General features: G+C 67.5%; 14 protein-coding genes. 5 read left to right on the forward strand and 9 right to left on the reverse strand.

Annotated elements, in window-relative coordinates; all coding sequences use genetic code 11:
* Window positions 1-6: 6 nt before the first annotated feature.
* The 3 genes from CLG96_RS12470 to CLG96_RS12480 form a co-directional block, all read right to left on the reverse strand.
* Window positions 7-483 (reverse strand): YaiI/YqxD family protein, encoded by a 477-nt coding sequence (locus CLG96_RS12470; protein WP_243395761.1) that lies wholly within the window; start codon window positions 481-483, stop codon window positions 7-9.
* Window positions 476-2,164 carry a DEAD/DEAH box helicase gene (locus tag CLG96_RS12475; RefSeq protein WP_107968304.1) on the reverse strand — a complete coding sequence of 563 codons (1,689 nt, stop codon included), beginning with the start codon at window positions 2,162-2,164 and terminating at the stop codon, window positions 476-478. Before CLG96_RS12475 ends, CLG96_RS12470 begins: the two co-directional genes overlap by 8 nt.
* 90 nt (window positions 2,165-2,254) lie before the next feature.
* A complete protein-coding gene (locus CLG96_RS12480) occupies window positions 2,255-3,448 on the reverse strand; it encodes a BaiN/RdsA family NAD(P)/FAD-dependent oxidoreductase (RefSeq protein WP_107968305.1) in 1,194 nt (397 codons plus the stop codon).
* Between the two features lie 108 nt (window positions 3,449-3,556).
* Between CLG96_RS12480 and CLG96_RS12485 the strand changes: the two genes are divergently transcribed.
* Window positions 3,557-5,140: a peptide chain release factor 3 gene (locus tag CLG96_RS12485; protein ID WP_107968306.1), complete on the forward strand. Its 1,584-nt coding sequence runs from the start codon at window positions 3,557-3,559 to the stop codon at window positions 5,138-5,140.
* Window positions 5,141-5,182: 42 nt separating this feature from the next.
* On the opposite strand, the gene CLG96_RS12490 is transcribed toward CLG96_RS12485, so the two are convergent.
* Together CLG96_RS12490 and CLG96_RS12495 are read right to left on the reverse strand one after the other, a co-directional pair.
* Window positions 5,183-7,705, reverse strand: coding sequence for an ABC transporter permease (locus CLG96_RS12490; RefSeq protein ID WP_107968307.1), 2,523 nt, complete (start codon window positions 7,703-7,705; stop codon window positions 5,183-5,185).
* Window positions 7,706-7,707: 2 nt separating this feature from the next.
* Window positions 7,708-8,421, reverse strand: coding sequence for an ABC transporter ATP-binding protein (locus CLG96_RS12495; RefSeq protein WP_107968308.1), 714 nt, complete (start codon window positions 8,419-8,421; stop codon window positions 7,708-7,710).
* Window positions 8,422-8,438: 17 nt separating this feature from the next.
* On the opposite strand from CLG96_RS12495, the gene CLG96_RS12500 reads away from it, so the two are divergent.
* Window positions 8,439-9,095, forward strand: coding sequence for an arylesterase (locus tag CLG96_RS12500; RefSeq protein ID WP_243395762.1), 657 nt, complete (start codon window positions 8,439-8,441; stop codon window positions 9,093-9,095).
* Window positions 9,096-9,144: 49 nt separating this feature from the next.
* Here the strand turns inward: CLG96_RS12500 and ychF are convergent, their stop codons facing one another.
* From ychF to CLG96_RS12520, 4 genes are all read right to left on the reverse strand, one after another.
* On the reverse strand, window positions 9,145-10,245 hold the full coding sequence (ychF, locus tag CLG96_RS12505) for a redox-regulated ATPase YchF (RefSeq protein WP_107968309.1): 1,101 nt from the start codon (window positions 10,243-10,245) through the stop codon (window positions 9,145-9,147).
* 44 nt (window positions 10,246-10,289) lie between these two features.
* Window positions 10,290-10,862 (reverse strand): aminoacyl-tRNA hydrolase, encoded by a 573-nt coding sequence (pth, locus tag CLG96_RS12510; protein ID WP_107968310.1) that lies wholly within the window; start codon window positions 10,860-10,862, stop codon window positions 10,290-10,292.
* A 69-nt stretch (window positions 10,863-10,931) separates the two neighbouring features.
* Window positions 10,932-11,552 carry a 50S ribosomal protein L25/general stress protein Ctc gene (locus tag CLG96_RS12515; RefSeq protein WP_107968311.1) on the reverse strand — a complete coding sequence of 207 codons (621 nt, stop codon included), beginning with the start codon at window positions 11,550-11,552 and terminating at the stop codon, window positions 10,932-10,934.
* Between the two features lie 127 nt (window positions 11,553-11,679).
* A complete protein-coding gene (locus CLG96_RS12520) occupies window positions 11,680-12,561 on the reverse strand; it encodes a TraB/GumN family protein (RefSeq protein ID WP_107968312.1) in 882 nt (293 codons plus the stop codon).
* A gap of 111 nt (window positions 12,562-12,672) precedes the next feature.
* Between CLG96_RS12520 and CLG96_RS12525 the strand changes: the two genes are divergently transcribed.
* The 3 genes from CLG96_RS12525 to ppdK are packed head-to-tail and all read left to right on the forward strand — an operon-like array spanning window position 12,673 to window position 18,320.
* Window positions 12,673-13,551, forward strand: a complete 879-nt coding sequence (locus CLG96_RS12525) for a glycine--tRNA ligase subunit alpha (protein ID WP_107968313.1) — start codon at window positions 12,673-12,675, stop codon at window positions 13,549-13,551.
* Between the two features lie 2 nt (window positions 13,552-13,553).
* Window positions 13,554-15,608: a glycine--tRNA ligase subunit beta gene (gene glyS / locus CLG96_RS12530; RefSeq protein WP_107968314.1), complete on the forward strand. Its 2,055-nt coding sequence runs from the start codon at window positions 13,554-13,556 to the stop codon at window positions 15,606-15,608.
* A gap of 3 nt (window positions 15,609-15,611) precedes the next feature.
* The gene (gene ppdK, locus CLG96_RS12535; protein ID WP_107968315.1) at window positions 15,612-18,320 is read left to right on the forward strand and encodes a pyruvate, phosphate dikinase; all 2,709 of its coding nucleotides are present in this window, start codon (window positions 15,612-15,614) and stop codon (window positions 18,318-18,320) included.
* Window positions 18,321-18,397 lie beyond the last annotated feature (77 nt).

Genomic DNA, 18,397 nt, shown 5'->3' on the forward strand with positions numbered 1-18,397 from the left:
GGCCGCTTAGCTGCCGGTACGCCGCAGCCGGACGATCGCTTCATCCAGCGCGGAGAGGAAGCGCGAACGATCGGCCTTGGAGAAGGGCGCGGGGCCACCGGTGACATCGCCCATGGCGCGCAGGTCCGCCATCAGCGCGCGGGTGGCGACCGCCTGGCCGATGGAGGCGGCGGTGAAGGGCCGGCCATTGGCGCCGAGCACGGTGGCGCCCGCCTTCACGCAGCGATCGGCGAGCAATATGTCCGCGGTGACGACAATGGTGGCGGGCGAGGCTTCGGCGGCGATCCAATCGTCCGCCGCATCGAAGCCGGAATCGACGAGGACGCGCTCGATCAGCGGATCGGCCGGCAGACGGATGAACTGGTTGGCGACGATCCGCACCGGCACGGCATAGCGCAGCGCGACGCGGTAGACCTCATCCTTGACCGGACAGGCATCGGCATCGACGAGGATGCGGAGCGTCACCGGCAGCCGCTCATCCACGCCGGCCCTTATATGGCCTCGGCTGATGGCGGTGAGGCGGGCGGGGGGCGCCCGGACGCTTGGGGCCGCGCGGGGCGCCGCGCTCCTGCGGGGGCGGAGGACCGTCGGCGGGTTCGATCGTCACACCATCTTCTTCGCCCGCGGTGCGCTTGAGCGCGGCGGCGAATTTGGCGGAGATGGCGCGCGGGATTTCGAAGCGCGTTTCGGTGGCGAGGATGCGGATCGCGCCGACCTCGCGCTTGGTGATGTGACCGCGACGGCAGAGCAAAGGCAGCAGCCAGCGCGGATCGGCATTGCCGTTGCGGCCGACATTGAGGCGGAACCACATCGTATCCTCGAAGCCCGCGCGGGGCCCCTCGTCGCGCGGCGGTGGGCCTGCGTCGAACAGCTCCTCGGGCGCGGGAAGAGTGGTGCGGTGCATTCGCGCGAAAGCGGCAGCGATCTGCTGCGGATCGAGCGTTTCCAGCAGCTTGGCGGCGGTTTCGAGATCTTCGTCCGAATTTTCGCCGAGGGTGAGCGTCTCGATCAGCCTTTCCTGATCGCGGATACGGATATCCTGGGGCGAGGGAACGGCTTCCCATTGCGCATTGACGTTCGCGGCGCGCATCAGCCGTTCGGCATGGCGGCGGCGCGGATAGGGCGCGATCAGCACGCAAATGCCCTTGCGCCCCGCGCGGCCCGTACGGCCCGAGCGATGCTGGAGCGTTTCGGGATCGATCGGCAGCTCGGCATGGATGACGAGGCCGAGATCGGGCAGGTCAATGCCGCGCGCGGCGACATCGGTGGCGACGCAGACGCGGGCGCGGCGATCGCGCAGCGCCTGGAGCGCATGGTTGCGCTCATTCTGCGAAAGCTCGCCGGACAGCGCAACGGCATGGAAGCCACGTTCCGACAGCGCTGCGTGGAGGCGGCGGACATTCTCGCGCGTGGCGCAGAAGATCATCGCGCCATTCGCCTCGTGAAAGCGCAATATGTTGACGACGGCATGCTCGATATCGGCGGGGGCTACGGCCACTGCACGATAATCGATATCGCTATGCTGAGCCCGTTCCGAGGTGGTGATGATGCGCAGCGCATCACGCTGATAGCGCTTGGCGAGCGCAGCGATCGGCTTGGGCATCGTCGCCGAGAAGAGCAGCGTGCGGCGCTCGGGCGGGGTCGCGTCCAATATTTCCTCGAGATCCTCGCGGAAGCCGAGATCGAGCATTTCGTCCGCCTCGTCGAGCACGACCGCACGGAGCGACTGGGAGAGGAGATGGCCGCGCTCGAGATGGTCGCGTAGGCGGCCGGGCGTGCCGACGATGATATGCGCGCCATTGGCGAGATTGCGCTGTTCGCGGCGCACATCCATGCCGCCGACGCAGGAGACGATGCGCGCGCCCGTCTTGGCATAGAGCCAGATCAGCTCGCGCTGGACCTGGAGCGCAAGCTCGCGTGTGGGAGCGATGATCAGCGCCATCGGCTCGGTGGGCGGAGCGAGAAACTCCGCGCCCTCCAGCAGATTTTCCGCGATCGCCAGCGCATAGGCGACCGTCTTGCCGGAGCCCGTCTGGGCCGAGACGAGCAGGTCGCGCATATGCGCGTCCGCCTCGATCACCTGCGCTTGGACGGGCGTGGGCGTGGCATAGCCGCGGTCGGCAAGTGCCTCGGCAATCGGCCGGGGCAGGGAGGAAAATGGCATTTTATTCGATCTCGCTGGGGAGGGACGCGGCCGCGGGCCGGTGCTTTCGCGTGTCTCTTAGCGACAATCGACGATCAATGCCACCTCGGATCAAAGCGCCTGTCCCGCCGCCACGCCGCTCGCCCAGGCCCATTGGAAATTATAGCCGCCGAGCCAGCCGGTGACGTCGACCGCCTCGCCGATGAAATGAAGGCCGGGAACCTTGCCTGCCTCCAGCGTCTTCTGGGACAGGCCGGCGGTGTCGACGCCGCCGATCGTCACCTCTGCTTTTGCAAATCCTTCGGAGCCGGTAGGAACGAACGGCCAGGCGTTGAGCCTTGCCCCGGTGGCGGCGAGAATGCGATCCGGCAGGTCCGCCATGCGGCCGGCGAGCGCGAGCCGCTCCGCGATCGCCTCGGCTAGGCGCTGAGGGAGATGCTGGGCGAGAATGGTGCGTGGTTCGGCCCGGGGGCGCTCCTTCTTGGCGGCGATGAGGAGCGCTGCGGCGTCCGCATCGGGCAGCAGGTCCAGCGTGATGCCTTCGCCTTTCCGCCAATAGCTGCTGATCTGGAGAATGGCGGGGCCCGAAAGGCCGCGATGCGTGAAGAGGGAGGCTTCGCGGAAGGTCGTGCGACCGTGCGCGGCGATGCTGTCGACGGCGACGCCGGAGAGGCTTTCGAACAGCCGATCCTCCGGGCCCAAGGTCAAGGGCACGAGCGCGGGGCGGGGCTCGACGACCTTGAGGCCGAAGCGGCGGGCGACGTCATAGGCAAAGCCGGTCGCGCCCATTTTCGGAATGGAAGGCCCGCCGGTGGCGATGATGAGGCGGGGCGCGGTGAAAGTTTCGCGTGGCGTTTCGACGGCGAAATTCCCGTCCGGCTTCGAGACGGCGGCGATGCGGGTGGAGAGGCGGATATCGACCTCGCCCTTGTCGCATTCCTCGAGCAGCATGGCGACGATCTGGCGCGCGGAGCCGTCGCAGAAGAGCTGGCCGAGCGTCTTCTCATGCCAGGCGATGCCATGCGCCTCGATCAGCGCGAGGAAATCGGCGGGGCCATAGCGGCCGAGCGCGGAGCGAGCGAAATGGGGATTGGCGCAAAGGAAGCGTTCCGCTTTGTCGCCGTCGAGGTTGGTGAAATTGCAGCGGCCGCCGCCGGAGATGAGTATCTTTGCGCCCGCACGATCGAGATGATCGAGGAGCAGTACGCGGCGGCCGCGCTGGCCGGCGGTGGCGGCGCACATCAGGCCGGCAGCACCCGCGCCGAGGATGATCGCGTCATAATGGGTCGCGTCATGATGGGTCATTGGCGGCCCATGCCCGGCCGCGTCGCGCCATGCCAGAAAAAGCTGCCGTCCGGGCCTATTTCGCCGGGATGACGCGGAGGATGCGGGCTGCTATCGGGCGCGGCAATCATGAGCAATCCCAACCGACCCGAACGTCGCACCTTCGCGATCATCTCCCACCCCGACGCCGGCAAGACCACGCTGACCGAAAAGTTGCTGCTGTTCGGCGGCGCGATCCATCTGGCGGGCGAGGTGAAGGCGCGCGGCGCGAATCGGCGCGCCCGATCCGACTGGATGAAGATCGAGCAGCAGCGCGGCATTTCCGTCACTTCCTCGGTGATGACGTTCGAGCGCGGGGGCGTGACCTTCAATCTGCTCGACACGCCGGGGCATGAGGATTTCTCCGAGGACACCTATCGTACGCTGACGGCGGTCGATTCCGCCGTGATGGTGATCGACGCGGCGCGCGGCATCGAGGCGCAGACGCGCAAATTGTTCGAGGTGTGCCGGCTGCGTTCCGTGCCGATCATCACCTTCGTCAACAAGGTGGACCGGGAAGGGCGCGAGCCTTTCGCGCTGCTCGACGAGATTGCCGACGCGCTGGCGCTCGACGTGGCGCCGATGAGCTGGCCCGTCGGCATGGGCGGCACGTTCGAGGGGATTTACGATTTGGCGCGCGACCGACTCCACCGGCCCGCGGCGGACGCGACGGGCGCGTTCGAGGGCGATTCGGTGCAGCTTTCGGGGCTGGACGATGCGAAGCTTGAGCCGCTGGTTTCGGCCGACGGTCTCGCTCATCTGCGCGAGGAGGCGGAGCTGGCCATGGCCGGCTATGCATCGTTCGACGAGGCGGCCTATCGCCATGGCGACCTGACGCCGGTCTATTTCGGCTCGGCGCTCAAGGATTTCGGGGTGGAGCAGCTGATTGACGCGCTGGCGCAATTTGCGCCGTCCCCGCGTCCGCAGCCGGCCGAGCCGCGCGAGGTGGACCCCGACGAAGACCAGGTGGCGGGCTTCATCTTCAAGGTGCAGGCGAACATGAACCCGCAGCATCGCGACCGCGTGGCCTTCATGCGGATGTGCTCGGGCAAGTTCCGGCGCGGCATGAAGCTGGCGCAGGTCGGCACGGGCAAGACGATCGCGGTCCATTCGCCGATCCTGTTCTTCGCGCAGAATCGCGAGCTGGCGGACGAGGCCTTTCCGGGCGACATCATCGGCATTCCCAATCATGGCACGCTGCGCGTGGGCGATACGCTGACCGAGGGCGAGGCGCTGCGCTTCACGGGGCTGCCCAATTTCGCACCGGAAATATTGCGGCGCATCAGGCTCGCCGATCCGACCAAGACCAAGCAGCTCCGCAACGCGCTCAACGACATGGCGGAGGAAGGGATCATGCAGGTGTTCCACCCCTCGATCGGATCGCAATGGATCGTGGGCGTGGTGGGGCAGCTCCAGCTCGACGTGCTGATCTCGCGGCTTCAGGCGGAATATAAGGTGGATGCGAGCTTCGAGCCTTCGCCCTGGGAGACGGCGCGCTGGATTTCGGCCGACGATCCCAAGGCGCTCGACGAATTTGTCGGGCTGCATCGCGGGGCGATGGCCGAGGATCGCGATGGCGCGCCCGTGTTCATGGCCAAGGATGGGTGGGAGATCAACTATATCGCCGGGCGGCATCCGGCGGTGAGGTTCACCGCGACGAAGGATCGGCGCTAACGTTCCTCGCCGTCGCCCCGGCGCAGGCAGGGGCGACGGGAGTTACAGTTCGCGCAGTGCCCTTGCCGGGCGCGCTGCGAGCGCGGGGAGCGATCCGGCGAGGCCGATCGCCATCGTCAGCAGCGCGCCGATCCCGAGCGTGGCGAGGACGATCCACCAGTCCGGCGCCCATTCCAGATCGAGCACATAGCGCACAACATACCAGCCCGCCGCCGTGCCGAAGGCGAGCGCGAGCAGGGATACGACCAGGCTCAGCAGCGCATATTCCATCGCCTGCACGGCGAGCACCTGGCGCCGCGTGGCGCCCAGCAGCTTGAGCAGAACCGCATCATAGATGCGCGCGCGGCGCGCGGCGGCGATGGCGCCGATCAGCACCGCGATCCCGGCCGCGACCGCGACCGAGGCGGCGGCGCGCACCGCGACGGACAGTTGGGAGAGGAGATCGGCGACGGTGGCGATCACTTCCTTCACCCGGATCAGCGAGACGGAGGGAAAAGCGCTGGTGACCGCCCGATTGAGCGCGGATTCGCGCTCGGGCGCCATGGCGACCGTAGCCATCATGCTGTGCGGCGCACCTTCCAGCGTGCCGGGCGAGAAGATCAGGACGAAGTTGAAGCCCATCGTGTCCCAGGCAATCTCGCGTAGCGAAGCGATCGTCGCCTCTATCTCCACGCCGAGGACCGAGACGGTGATCCTGTCGCCGATCTTCAGGTTGAGCAGGCGCGCGGCCTCCACGTCGAGCGAGACGAGTGGCGGGCCGGCATAGTCGGCGGGCCACCATTTGCCCTCGACGACGCGGCTGCCTTCGGGAAGCGTGGCGGCATAGGTAAGGCCACGATCGCCGCGCAGGATCCAGGCGCCTTCGGGAACATTCTTCATTTCCGCCACGCGCCGGTCGCCGAGCGCCACGACGGGCCCGCGCAGCGAGGGGACGGTGACGACCTCCGCGCCCGGCGCGGTGCGGTTCACCAGCGTCTTGAAGCGATCGAGCTCGGGCGCGGGGATGTCGAGGATGAAGAAGCTCGGCGCCTTGTTCGGCACGGTGCGCTGGAGCTGGCCGGACAGGTTGGTCTCGATCACCGCGAGCGCGGTGAAGAGGGTGAGGCCAAGGCCGAGCGCGATGACGAGGCGGGTCGTCTGCGCGGCAGGACGGTGGAGATTGGCAAGCGCGAGGCGCGGCAGCGGACGGCGCGGACGCGGCAGGCGGGCGGCGATGGCCCGGATCGCGGCGCCGATCGCGGTGAGCAGGCCGAGCAGCAGCATGGAGGCGGCGACGAAGAGGGCGGCGAACAGCGGTTCGCGCGCCGTGCCGATCGCGAGCCCGGCGATGGCGAGCGCGAGCGCGGTCATGGCCAGCAGCACGGGGAGGGTGGGCCGGCCGGAGGGCATGATCCCGCCGCGGAACAGCGAGGCTGCCGGAACGCTGCGCGCGCGGGCCAAGGGGGCGAGCGCGAAGGCGGTGGCGACGAGCAGGCCATAGGCGGCGGCGATGGCAAGCGGCTTGGGATATAGGCCGAGTTCGGGCGGCACGGGCAGCGCATCGCCGGCTATGGCCGCGACGGCGAAGGGGACGAGCGCGCCGACCAGCAACCCAGCGGCGATCCCCGCGCCCGCGACGAGCAGGATCTGGATCAGATAGATGCGGAAGATGGTGGCCGAGGATGCGCCGAGCGCCTTCAGCGTGGCGATGCCGCCCCGCTTGCCGTCGAGCCAGCTCGCGACGCCATTGCCGACACCGATGCCGGCGACGACCAGCGCGGTGAGCCCGACGAGCGAGAGGAACTGGCCCAGCCGCTCGATGAAGCGGCGCGTACCGGGCGAGCCGTTGGTCCGGTCGCGCGCCTCCCAGCCGGCGCCGGGGAATTGCCGCTCGAAGCGGGCAATCACCGCCGCGGGATCGGCGGAGGGGGGAAGCGCCACGCGATATTGGACGCGATAGAGGCTGCCGGGCTGGATCAGGCCGGTGGCGCCGAGACCCGCCATGTCGACCAGCGCGGTGGGGCCGAGCGTGAAGCCCGATCCGATCCGGTCGGGCTCGTCCGCGATCAGGCCCGTCACGGTGAAGCGCGTCTCGCCGATATGGATGGGATCGCCGATGCCGATGCGGAGGCGATCGGCGAGCGCGGGGGCGATGGCGATGCCCTTTCCGGCGGGGCGCGGGGCGCGCGCGCCCGAGGCGAGACCAAGCCTGCCATAGAGCGGCCAAGCGTTATCGACCGCCTTCAATTCGGCAAGGACCGATTCCTGCCCGTCGGCGCGCGCGGCCATGGCGCGCATGCGGATGACCTTCGAGGCCTTGCCCATGGCGGCGAAGGCGGCCTGTTCTTCCGGCGTCGCGTCACGCTGGGCGATCTCGAAGCGGACGTCGCCGCCGAGGATCGCCTGGCCCTGCAGGCCGAGCGCGGTGACGATCGAGGCGGAGAGGCTGCCGACCGCCGCGAGCGCTGCGACGCCGAGGAACAGGCAGATGGCGAGCAGGCGCAGGCCCGTCAGCCCGCCGCGCAGATCGCGCAGTGCGAGCCGCAAGGCGAGGCCGCCCCGGCCCGTTCCGCTGGCCGTGCCCATGCTCAACCCCTTCCGGCGCGCAGCGCGGGCGATGCCGTATCGCTGACGATCAGCCCGTCCTTCAGCTCGACCACGCGGGCGCAGCGCGCGGCAAGCGCGCGGTCATGGGTGATCATCAGCAGCGTGGCGCCCGTCTCGCCCTGGCGGGCGAAGAGCAGGTCCATGATCGATTCGCCGGTGGCTGCATCGAGATTGCCGGTCGGCTCATCGGCGAAGAGGATGCGGGGGCGCGGCGCGGTCGCACGCGCGATGGCGACGCGCTGCTGCTCGCCGCCCGAAAGCTGGGCGGGATAATGGCCCAGGCGATGGCCGAGGCCGACCGCTTCCAGCTCGGCGGCGGCGCGAGCGAAGGCATCCGCCTCGCCCGAAAGCTCGAGCGGGACGGCGACATTTTCGAGCGCCGTCATGGTGGGGAGCAGGTGGAAGGCCTGGAGGACGATGCCGATCCGGCCCCGGCGAGCAAGCGCCAGCCCATCTTCGTCGAGCGCGCCGAAATCGGCATCGGCCACGCGGATCGCGCCCGACGTGGCGCGTTCCAGCCCCGAAAGCACCGCCATCAGCGAGGATTTGCCCGATCCGGAGGGGCCGAGCAGCGCCACGCTGTCGCCCGAGGAGACGGCGAGCGAGACGCCCTTCAATATCTCGACCCGCGCCGGGCCACGGCCGAGCGCGAGGGTGACATTGCGGGCATCGATCGCAATATGGGGGAATGTCATCGAGGTGGAGGTTCCGGGTGAAAGGCTTTCCAACTGCATATGGGGCGAGGCGGCTGCTTGTCCATGCGGCCGCTTTTTTCGCCCTTGCCGGCGCGGTGCCGGCGGTGGCGGCGGAAAAGCTGGTGCTGGCGTTCGGCGACAGCCTGACGGCGGGCTATGGGCTGAAGCCGGGGCAGGGCTTTGCCGATCAGCTGCAGGCGGCGCTCAGGCGCGACGGCATTGCCGCGCGCGTCCATAATGCGGGCGTTTCGGGCGATACAACGGCGGGCGGCAAGGCGCGGCTCGGCTGGGTGCTGACCGGGCTCAAGTTGAAGCCGGATCTGGCGATCGTCGAGCTCGGTGCCAACGACATGCTGCGCGGCCTGCCGCCGGAACAGGCGCGGGCCAATCTGGAAGCGATCCTGGCCGAGCTCCAGCGGCGCAAGATCCCGGTGCTGCTGGCGGGAATGCTCGCCTCGCCCAATCTGGGCGCGGATTATCGCCGGCGGTTCGACTCCATCTATCCGGCGCTGGCGCGACGCTACAATGTGCGCCTCTATCCCTTCTTCCTGAACGGCGTGACCGGCCAGCCGGGCATGCATATCGGCGATCGCATGCATCCCAATATGCGCGGCGTGGCCGTGATCGTGAAGGGCATATTGCCGCAGGTAAAGGCCGGGCTGGGCGCGAAATAGGAGCGCCCAGCCTTCCGCTGCCCAGCCTCCCGCTGTCTTGCGGGCGGGATCAGACGTTGAAGCGGAACAGCATCACGTCGCCGTCCTGGACGATATAATCCTTGCCTTCCGAACGCAGCTTGCCCGCGTCGCGCGCGCCGGCCTCGCCCTTGCAGGCGACATAATCGGGATAGGCGATCGTTTCCGCGCGGATGAAGCCGCGCTCGAAATCGCTGTGGATCGCGCCCGCCGCCTGGGGCGCCTTGGCGCCGCGCTCGATCGTCCAGGCGCGGGCTTCCTTGGGGCCGACGGTGAAGAAAGTGAGGAGGTGGAGCAGATCATAGCCGGCGCGGATCACGCGGGCGAGGCCGGTCTCGGTAAGGCCGAGATCGGACAGGAATTCGCCGCGATCGGCCGGGTCCATCGTCGAAATCTCCGCCTCGATCGCGGCGGAGACGATCACCGCCTTGGCGCCTTCCGCCTCCGCCTTAGCGAAGACGCGGGCGGAAAGTTCATTGCCCTCGGCCGCCGCGCTCTCATCGACATTGCAGACATAGAGGACGGGCTTGGAGGTGAGGAGCTGGGCCTGCTGGAAGATGCGGGCCTCGTCATCATCCTTGGGCTGCGTCAGGCGCGCGGGCTTGCCGTCGCGGAGAAGATCGAGCGCCTGGCCGAGCACGGAGGCGGCCGCCTTGGCCTCCTTGTCGCCCTGCGCAGCCTTTTTGGCGAAGGCGGGAACGCGCTTTTCGAGCGATTCGAGATCGGCGAGCATCAGCTCGGTCTCGACCGTCTCAGCGTCCGCGATCGGATCGACCTTGCCCTCGACATGGGTGACGTCGCCATCCTCGAAGCAGCGCAGGACGTGGACGATCGCGTCCACCTCGCGGATATTGGCGAGGAACTGGTTGCCGAGGCCTTCGCCCTTGGACGCGCCGCGCACGAGGCCGGCAATGTCGACGAAGGCGAGCTGCGTCTCGATGATCTTCTGCGAGCCGGCGATTTCGGCGAGCGCGGCGAGGCGCGGATCGGGCACGGCGACCTGGCCGACATTGGGCTCGATCGTGCAGAAGGGATAATTGGCCGCCTGCGCCGCGGCGGTCTCGGTCAGCGCGTTGAAGAGGGTGGACTTGCCGACGTTCGGAAGGCCGACGATGCCGCAGCGGAAACCCATGATCTTTCCTTTTGTGAACTCTCTCGCGCTTAGAGGAGCGGGCGTTAATCTGTTCGAAGCCTGAGCGCCACCTCGTTCATGAAGCGCGCATCGTCGCCCTGGGCGAGGCGGGGCGCCTCGGCGGCGACGGCGCCGAGCATGTCGGCCAGATCGTCCATCTCCGCCTTGGCATAATTTCCAAGCACATGGCCGGTCACGCGATCCTTGTGGCCGGGATGGCCGATGCCGAGCCGCACGCGGCGATAGGCATTGCCGATATGCGCGTCCATCGAGCGCAGGCCATTATGGCCGGCAGCACCCCCGCCCGTCTTTACCTTGACCTTGAAGGGGGCGAGATCGAGCTCGTCATGAAATGCGGTGACCGCGCTTTCGTCGAGCTTGTAGAAGCGCATCGCCTCGCCGACGGCACGGCCGCTGTCGTTCATGAAGGTGGCGGGTTTCAGCAGCAGGATGCGTTCGCCGCCGATCCGGCCCATGGCGGACCAGCCCTGAAACTGCTTCTTCCACGGATCGAAGCCGTGCGTTTCGGCAATGGCGTCCAGCACCATGAAGCCGACATTATGCCGATGGAGCGCATATTGCGCCCCCGGATTGCCGAGGCCGACCCAGAGCTGCATGATTTCGTTTCATTGCTTTTGCCGCCGCCCGGCGAAGGCCGGGCGACGGCAAAAGTGGAGATGGGAAGCTTAGGCTTCCGGCGTTGCTTCGCCCGCCTCGGCCTCGCCCTCGACGCTCTTCAGAGCGGACGGCGCGACGATCGTGGCGATGGTGAAGTCCGCATCCGTGGTCGCGGCTTCGGCGCCCTTGGGCAGCACGATGTTGCCGATATGGATGGTGTCGCCCACGTCGAGGCCCTTCAGCGAGACGCTGATCTCGCCCGGGATCTCGGCGGCGTCGACGACGAGCTCCAGCTCATGCGCGACGATGTTGAGCACGCCGCCACGCTTGATGCCGGGCGACGCGGCTTCGTCGGTGAACACCACGGGCACGTTCACATGCACCTTGCTATGCTCGCCGATGCGCAGGAAATCGACATGGAGCGGACGATCGGTCACGGGATGGAACTGGACGTCCTTGGGCAGGGTGCGGATCGAACCGCCGAGCCCGTCGATCAGCACGACGCTGTTGAAGAAGTGCCCCGTGTGGAGCAGCTTGTTCAGCGTCTTTTCCTCGACGTGGATCGAGATGGGTTCCTGCTTGTTGCCGTAGATCACGGCGGGGACGCGGCCTTCGCGACGCTGGGCACGGGAGGCTCCCTTGCCTGCCCGTTCGCGCGTCTCGGCCGACAGGGTGAGCGTCTCGCTCATATCATGTCTCCAGTTCGCTTGGTTGAATGAGCCCGCCAGCCTCCAGGGATGACCCGGCGGGAAGCGCGGCCCATAGCGGAGAGCGGGGATCAGGGCAAGCGCGGCGCTTCGCGGCGGAGCTGGGGCGCTATTGGACGCGCACCACCTTCAATCCCTTGGCTCCAAGCAACGCCTGGACCGATCCCTTGCCGGCGAGATGGCCGGCGCCGACCGCGACGAACAACGTACCGGGCCGATCGAGGCGACGGACGAGCCAATCGGCCCAATTGGCGTTGCGGCGATCGAGCAATGCTGTGCGCAGATCGGCGGAATCGACGAATTCCTCGTCGAAGGTGGCGGCGATCGCCTGTTCGTCGCCACGCGTCCAGGCGGCGAGCATCGCCTCGAATTCGGCACGGGCGGCATTCGGATCGTCGAGCATCGCGCCGAGAAAGGCGCGCTGGGCCTTTTCCGGCAGCGTATCGAAGAAGCCGAGCTGCTGTTCGGGCGTCTCCAGCCCCTCGACCGGCTTGTTCGCCGCGCGGAAGCGGGCGGTAAGCTGCGGCTCGACCCCATCGCTGCCGGCGACGCCGATGTCGCGCAGCGCGGCAGCCGTCAGCGCGAGTGCGGCGGCCCATGTTTCCATCCCGTCGAGCAGAGCGAGCGGGATGCCGCTGCGCGCGACGATCTGGGCGAGCGCGGCACGCTGGTCCGGCGTCACCCGATCGGCAAGCGGCGGCAGGCCGGCCGAGCGGCCGATCGTCGCGATGATCCGGCCGAGCTTCGCGGGATCATCGTCCAGCACGGTTTCGATGACGAGGCCATCCGCACCGTCGATCGCGCCGTCGATCGTCGTATCGCGCCAGCCATAGGCGGGCGGCAGCACATGGATGGTGCCGAACAGCCAGATGGTCGTATCCTCATCCGCCAGCTTCCACAGCGCGGGCCTGCCTGCGGGCGGGACGGTGGGCGATTGGGCGGGGGCGCAGGCGGCGAGGAACAGTGCCGCAACGGCCAGGGCGAGCTTCATCCCGCCGGCCTATACGGCTTTGGTCGTCCGTGAAAGACGGATTGCTTGACCCGTCCGCGCCGACGCGCCAAACCGCGCGCCACTTCTCAACCGGCGAAAGACGTAAAGATCGTGGCTGCGCAAAAGCCGCTCAGCTTCCAGAAGCTGATCCTCACCCTGCATGATTATTGGAGCGCGCAGGGCTGCGTGATCCTCCAGCCCTATGATGTGGAGATGGGCGCGGGCACATCCCATCCGGCGACGACGCTCCGCGCGCTGGGCCCCAATCCGTGGAAGGCGGCCTATGTCCAGCCTTCGCGCCGGCCGACCGATGGCCGCTATGGCGAAAATCCCAATCGCCTCGGCCATTATTATCAATATCAGGTGATATTGAAGCCTTCGCCGCCCGATCTGCAGCAGCTTTACCTGAATTCGCTCGCCGCGATCGGCATCGATCCGCTGAAGCATGACATACGCTTCGTCGAGGATGATTGGGAAAATCCCACGCTCGGCGCCTGGGGGCTGGGCTGGGAAGTGTGGTGCGACGGGATGGAGGTGACGCAGTTCACCTATTTCCAGCAGGTCGGTGGCTTCGACTGCAAGCCGGTGGCGGGCGAGCTGACCTATGGGCTGGAGCGGCTGGCGACCTACATCCAGGGCGTCGACAATGTCTATGACCTCGCCTTCAACGACGAGGGCGTGACCTATGGCGACGTGTTCCTCGAAAATGAGCGGCAGTTCAGCGCCTATAATTTCGAGGCGGCGAACACCGAGACGCTGTTCCAATGGTTCAGGGATGCGGCCGAGGAGTGCAAGGCGCTCTTGGAGCGGGACAAGCCGCTGCCGCTGCCGGCCTATGACCAGACGATCAAGGCGAGCCATATCTTCAACACGCTGCAGGCGCGCGGCGTGATCTCGGTTGCCGAACGGCAGGCCTATATCGGCCGCGTGCGCGAGCTCGCCAAGGGCTGCTGTGCCGCCTGGATGGCGCATAATGGGTGGGAGGCTTGATCATGGCCGATTTCCTGCTCGAACTTCTCTCCGAGGAAATTCCTGCGCGGATGCAGGAGAAAGCGTGCAAGGATTTGCAGTCCTTGCTCGAGGCGGAGATCGCCAAGGCGGGCCTCAAGGCCGAGGCGATCGAGAGCTTCGCCACGCCGCGCCGTCTGGCGCTGATCGCGCGCGGCCTGCCGCTCGCGACCGAGGCAGTGAGCGAAGAAATAAAGGGGCCGCGTGCCGATGCGCCCGAACAGGCGCTGGCGGGCTTCCTCAAGAAAAGCGGGCTCAGGCGCGACCAACTCGTCGAGCGGGCGGATGCCAAGGGCAATGCCGTGCTCTTCGCGATCATCGAAAAGCCCGGCCGGGCGACGGCGGAGGTGCTGGCCGAAGCCGTGCCCGCGATCGTGCGCGCCTTTCCCTGGCCGAAATCGATGCGCTGGGGTGCACCCTCGCTCAGCACCTCCTCGCTGCGCTGGGTGCGGCCGCTGAAGGGCATCGTGGCGCTGCTGGGCGAGGAGGTGGTGCCTTTCGCGATCGACGGGATCGAGAGCGGCGCGACGACGGTGGGCCATCGCTTCCACCATCCGGGCATCGTCACCATCGGCAGTGCGGCCGATTATGAGGCGAAGCTGCGCGCCTGCCATGTGATCCTGTCGTCCGCCGAGCGCCGCCAGATCATCGCCGATGGTGCTGCGCGCGCGGCGGAGGCGGCAGGGCTGACGGTCGCGCCCGACGAGGGGTTGGTGGCGGAAAATGCGGGGCTGACCGAATGGCCGGTGCCGCTGCTGGGCTCGTTCGACCCGGCCTTCCTGGATGTGCCGCGCGAGGTGATTCAGCTCACCATGCGGACCAACCAGAAATATTTCGCGCTGCTCGACGGCGAGGGGAAGCTCGCGCCCAATTTCATCTGCACCGCCAATATCGAGGCGGAGGATGGCGGGGCCGCGATCGTCGCCGGCAACCAGAAGGTGCTGGCGGCGCGGCTGTCCGACGCCAAATTCTTCTGGGAGCAGGATCTGAAGCATCGGCTGGACGATTTCCTGCCGAAGCTGGAATCGATGCTCTTCTATGAGGGCATGGGGACGCTGCGTGCCAAGGCGGACCGCATCGCGGCCCTTTCCGCCCATATTTGCGAGCGTCATTTCCCGGAACGCGACCCGGCTACGGCCGAGCGGGCGGGCCTGCTCGCCAAGGCCGATCTGGCGACCGGCATGGTCGGCGAGTTCCCTGAGCTTCAGGGCGTGATGGGCAGCTATTATGCGGCCAAGGCGGGGGAGAAGCCGGGCATCGTCTCCGCCCTGCAGCAGCAATATGTGCCGGCGGTGGAAGGCTGCATCCCGGCCTGCGTCGCGCTGGCCGACCGGATCGATACGCTGGTCGCCTTCTTCTCGCGCGGGATCAAGCCGACAGGCTCCAAGGATCCGTTCGCGCTGCGCCGCGCCGCCTTGCAGACGATCCAGACGATCATCGTCAATGGCACGCGACTGAACCTGCTGCCCTTGTTCGAGAAGGCGGCCGAAGGGCTGGGCGAGAAGGCGGATACGGCCGAGCTGCTCGATTTCTTCGCCGATCGCTTGAAAGTTCAGCAGCGCGAGGCGGGCGTGCGGCATGACCTGATCGACGCGGTGTTCGCGCTGGGCGGGGAGGATGATCTCGTCCGGCTGCTTGCGCGGGTGAAGGCGTTGCAGGCCTATGTGGAGACGGCGGACGGGGCGAATCTGCTCGCCGGATATAGGCGCGCGGCCAATATCCTCCGTATCGAGGAGAAGAAGGACGGGGGGATTTCTACCTACGTAGATCCCGGCGCGGCGGAGCTGGAGCCGGCCGAGGCGGCGCTGGTGGCGGCGCTGGACGCGGCGGAGCCACGGGCCGCCGCCGCGGTCGAGCGCGAGGATTTCGAAGGCGCTATGGCGGCGCTGGCGACGCTGCGCGGGCCGATCGATGCTTTCTTCGATCAGGTGACGGTGAACGACGCCGATGCGGCCAAGCGGGCGCGCCGGCTCGCTCTGCTTGAACGGATCCGGGTTGCGATGCACAAGGTGGCGGATTTCTATAAAATAGAGGGATGACCCATGGCGAGCGCTCCTGTGGCGGATGAGACGGCGGCAAGCGGCGCGGATGTGCGCTACGTCTATCGGTTCGGCGGGGGCGTCTCGGATGGGGGCAAGGGCGACCGCAACCTCCTTGGCGGCAAGGGCGCCAATCTTGCGGAAATGGCCTCGATCGGCCTGCCTGTGCCGCCGGGCTTCACCATCTCCACCGCCATGTGCGGCCGCTATTATGCGGAAGGGCAGCGTTTTCCCGAGAGCCTGAAGGCCGAGGTGGCCGACGGCATCGCCCATATCGAGGGGATTACGGGCAAGCGATTCGGCGATGCGGCCGATCCGCTGCTCGTCTCGGTCCGCTCGGGCGCGCGGGCGTCGATGCCGGGGATGATGGATACCGTCCTCAATCTCGGCCTCAATGACGAGACGGTGGCGGGCCTGGCCACGGCTTCGGGTGATGCGCGCTTCGCCTGGGACAGCTATCGCCGCTTCATCCACATGTATTCGGACGTGGTGCTCGGGCTCGACCATGGCGCGTTCGAGGAAGCGCTGGAGATCGCCAAGGAGGATAAGGGCTTCACGCTCGACACCGAGCTTTCGGCGGCCGATTGGGAGGCGCTCGTCGGCCAATATAAGGTGATCGTCGAGGAACAATGGGGCAAGCCCTTTCCGCAGGACGTGCATGAGCAGTTGTGGGGCGCGGTGGGCGCGGTGTTCGGATCCTGGCAGTCGGAGCGGGCGAAGGTCTATCGTCGGCTCAACGACATTCCGGGCGACTGGGGCACGGCCGTCAATGTGCAGGCCATGGTGTTCGGCAATATGGGCGACACATCGGCGACGGGCGTGGCCTTCACGCGCGATCCGGCGACCGGCGAACGCGCTTATTATGGCGAATTCCTGATCAATGCGCAGGGTGAGGATGTGGTGGCGGGCATTCGCACGCCGCAATATCTGACCCGCGCCGCGCGCGAGGCGGCGGGCGCCCGGCTGGCCTCGATGGAAGAGGCGATGCCGGAGGTCTATGCCGAGCTTGCCAAGGTGTTCGACCTGCTCGAGACGCATTATCGCGACATGCAGGATATCGAGTTCACCGTGCAGCAGGGCACGCTGTGGATGCTCCAGACGCGTTCGGGCAAGCGCACTGCCAAGGCCGCGCTCAAGATTGCGGTGGACATGGCCGAGGAAGGGCTGATCACGCAGGAGGAAGCGGTCGCCCGTGTCGATCCCGCGGCGCTCGATCAATTGCTCCACCCGACGCTCGATCCCGATGCACCGCGCGACGTGGTTGCCAAAGGGCTGCCCGCCTCGCCGGGCGCGGCCTCGGGCATCGCTATATTCGATGCGGATACGGCCGAAAAGCGCGCCGAGCTGGGCCATGCCGTAATCCTGGTGCGTGTCGAGACGAGCCCTGAGGATATTCACGGCATGCATGCCGCCAAGGGCATATTGACCGCGCGCGGCGGCATGACCAGCCATGCGGCGGTGGTGGCGCGCGGCATGGGCCGCCCTTGCGTGTCTGGCGTCGGATCGCTGGCGATCGACGCCGGGGCGAGGCTGTTCCGCGTCGGCGGACGCGAGGTGAAGGAAGGCGAGACGATCACGATCGACGGATCGACCGGCGAGCTGATGATCGGCGAGGTGGCGACCGTCGAGCCGGAGCTGGCGGGCGATTTCGGCACGCTGATGGTCTGGGCGGACAAGGTGCGCCGCCTCAAGGTCCGCGCCAATGCGGAGACGCCGAAGGATTGCCAGACGGCGCGCAGCTTCGGCGCGGAAGGCGTGGGCCTGTGCCGCACCGAGCATATGTTCTTCGACGCGGGTCGCATCACGGCCGTTCGCCAGATGATCCTCGCCGAGGATGAGAAGGGCCGCCGCGCCGCACTCGCCAAGCTGCTGCCTGAGCAGCGGAGCGATTTCGCCGAGATTTTCGAGATCATGGCGGGGCTTCCCGTGACGATCCGCCTGCTCGATCCGCCGTTGCACGAATTCCTGCCCCACGCCGAGGAGGAGTTCGAGGAGGTGGCCGAGGCGGCGGGCGTGGGCGTGGAGGCGCTCAAGCGCCGCGCAGCGGAGCTGCATGAATTCAATCCGATGCTCGGCCATCGCGGCTGTCGCCTCGGCGTCACCTATCCCGAAATCTACGAAATGCAGGCGCGCGCCATTTTCGAGGCGGCGATCGAGGTGGCGGAAAAGACGGGCGAGGCGCCGATCCCCGAGGTGATGGTGCCGCTCGTCGCCACGAGGCGCGAGCTGGAGCTGATGAAGGCGGTGATCGACGCGGCGGCCGAGGCCGTCTTCGCCGAGAAGGGCCGTCGCCTCGAATATCTGGTCGGCACGATGATCGAGTTGCCGCGCGCGGCGCTCAAGGCCGGCGAGATTGCCGAGCTGGCCGAATTCTTCTCCTTCGGCACCAACGACCTCACCCAGACTACGCTGGGCGTGAGCCGCGACGATGCCGGCCGCTTCCTGACAGCCTATGTCGATAAGGGCATCTACGCCAAGGATCCGTTCGTCAGCCTGGATGTGGAAGGCGTGGGCGAGTTGATCCGGATCGGCGCAGAACGCGGCCGCAAGACCCGCGAGAAGCTCAAGCTCGGCATTTGCGGCGAGCATGGCGGCGATCCCGCCTCGATCGCTTTTTGCGAGGCGACGGGGCTCGATTATGTCTCCGCCTCGCCCTATCGCGTGCCGATCGCCCGGCTGGCGGCGGCGCAGGCGGCGTTGAAGCAGGGCTGAGGGACGAAAGGCCGGCATCAGGCGGTCGCCACGATCGAATGCTGTAGACGTGGCGGCTTGCCAGATCCTAACCAGCG

The sequence above is a fragment of the Sphingomonas oleivorans genome (genome assembly GCF_003050615.1).
Taxonomy (GTDB): Bacteria; Pseudomonadota; Alphaproteobacteria; order Sphingomonadales; family Sphingomonadaceae; genus Sphingomonas_H; species Sphingomonas_H oleivorans.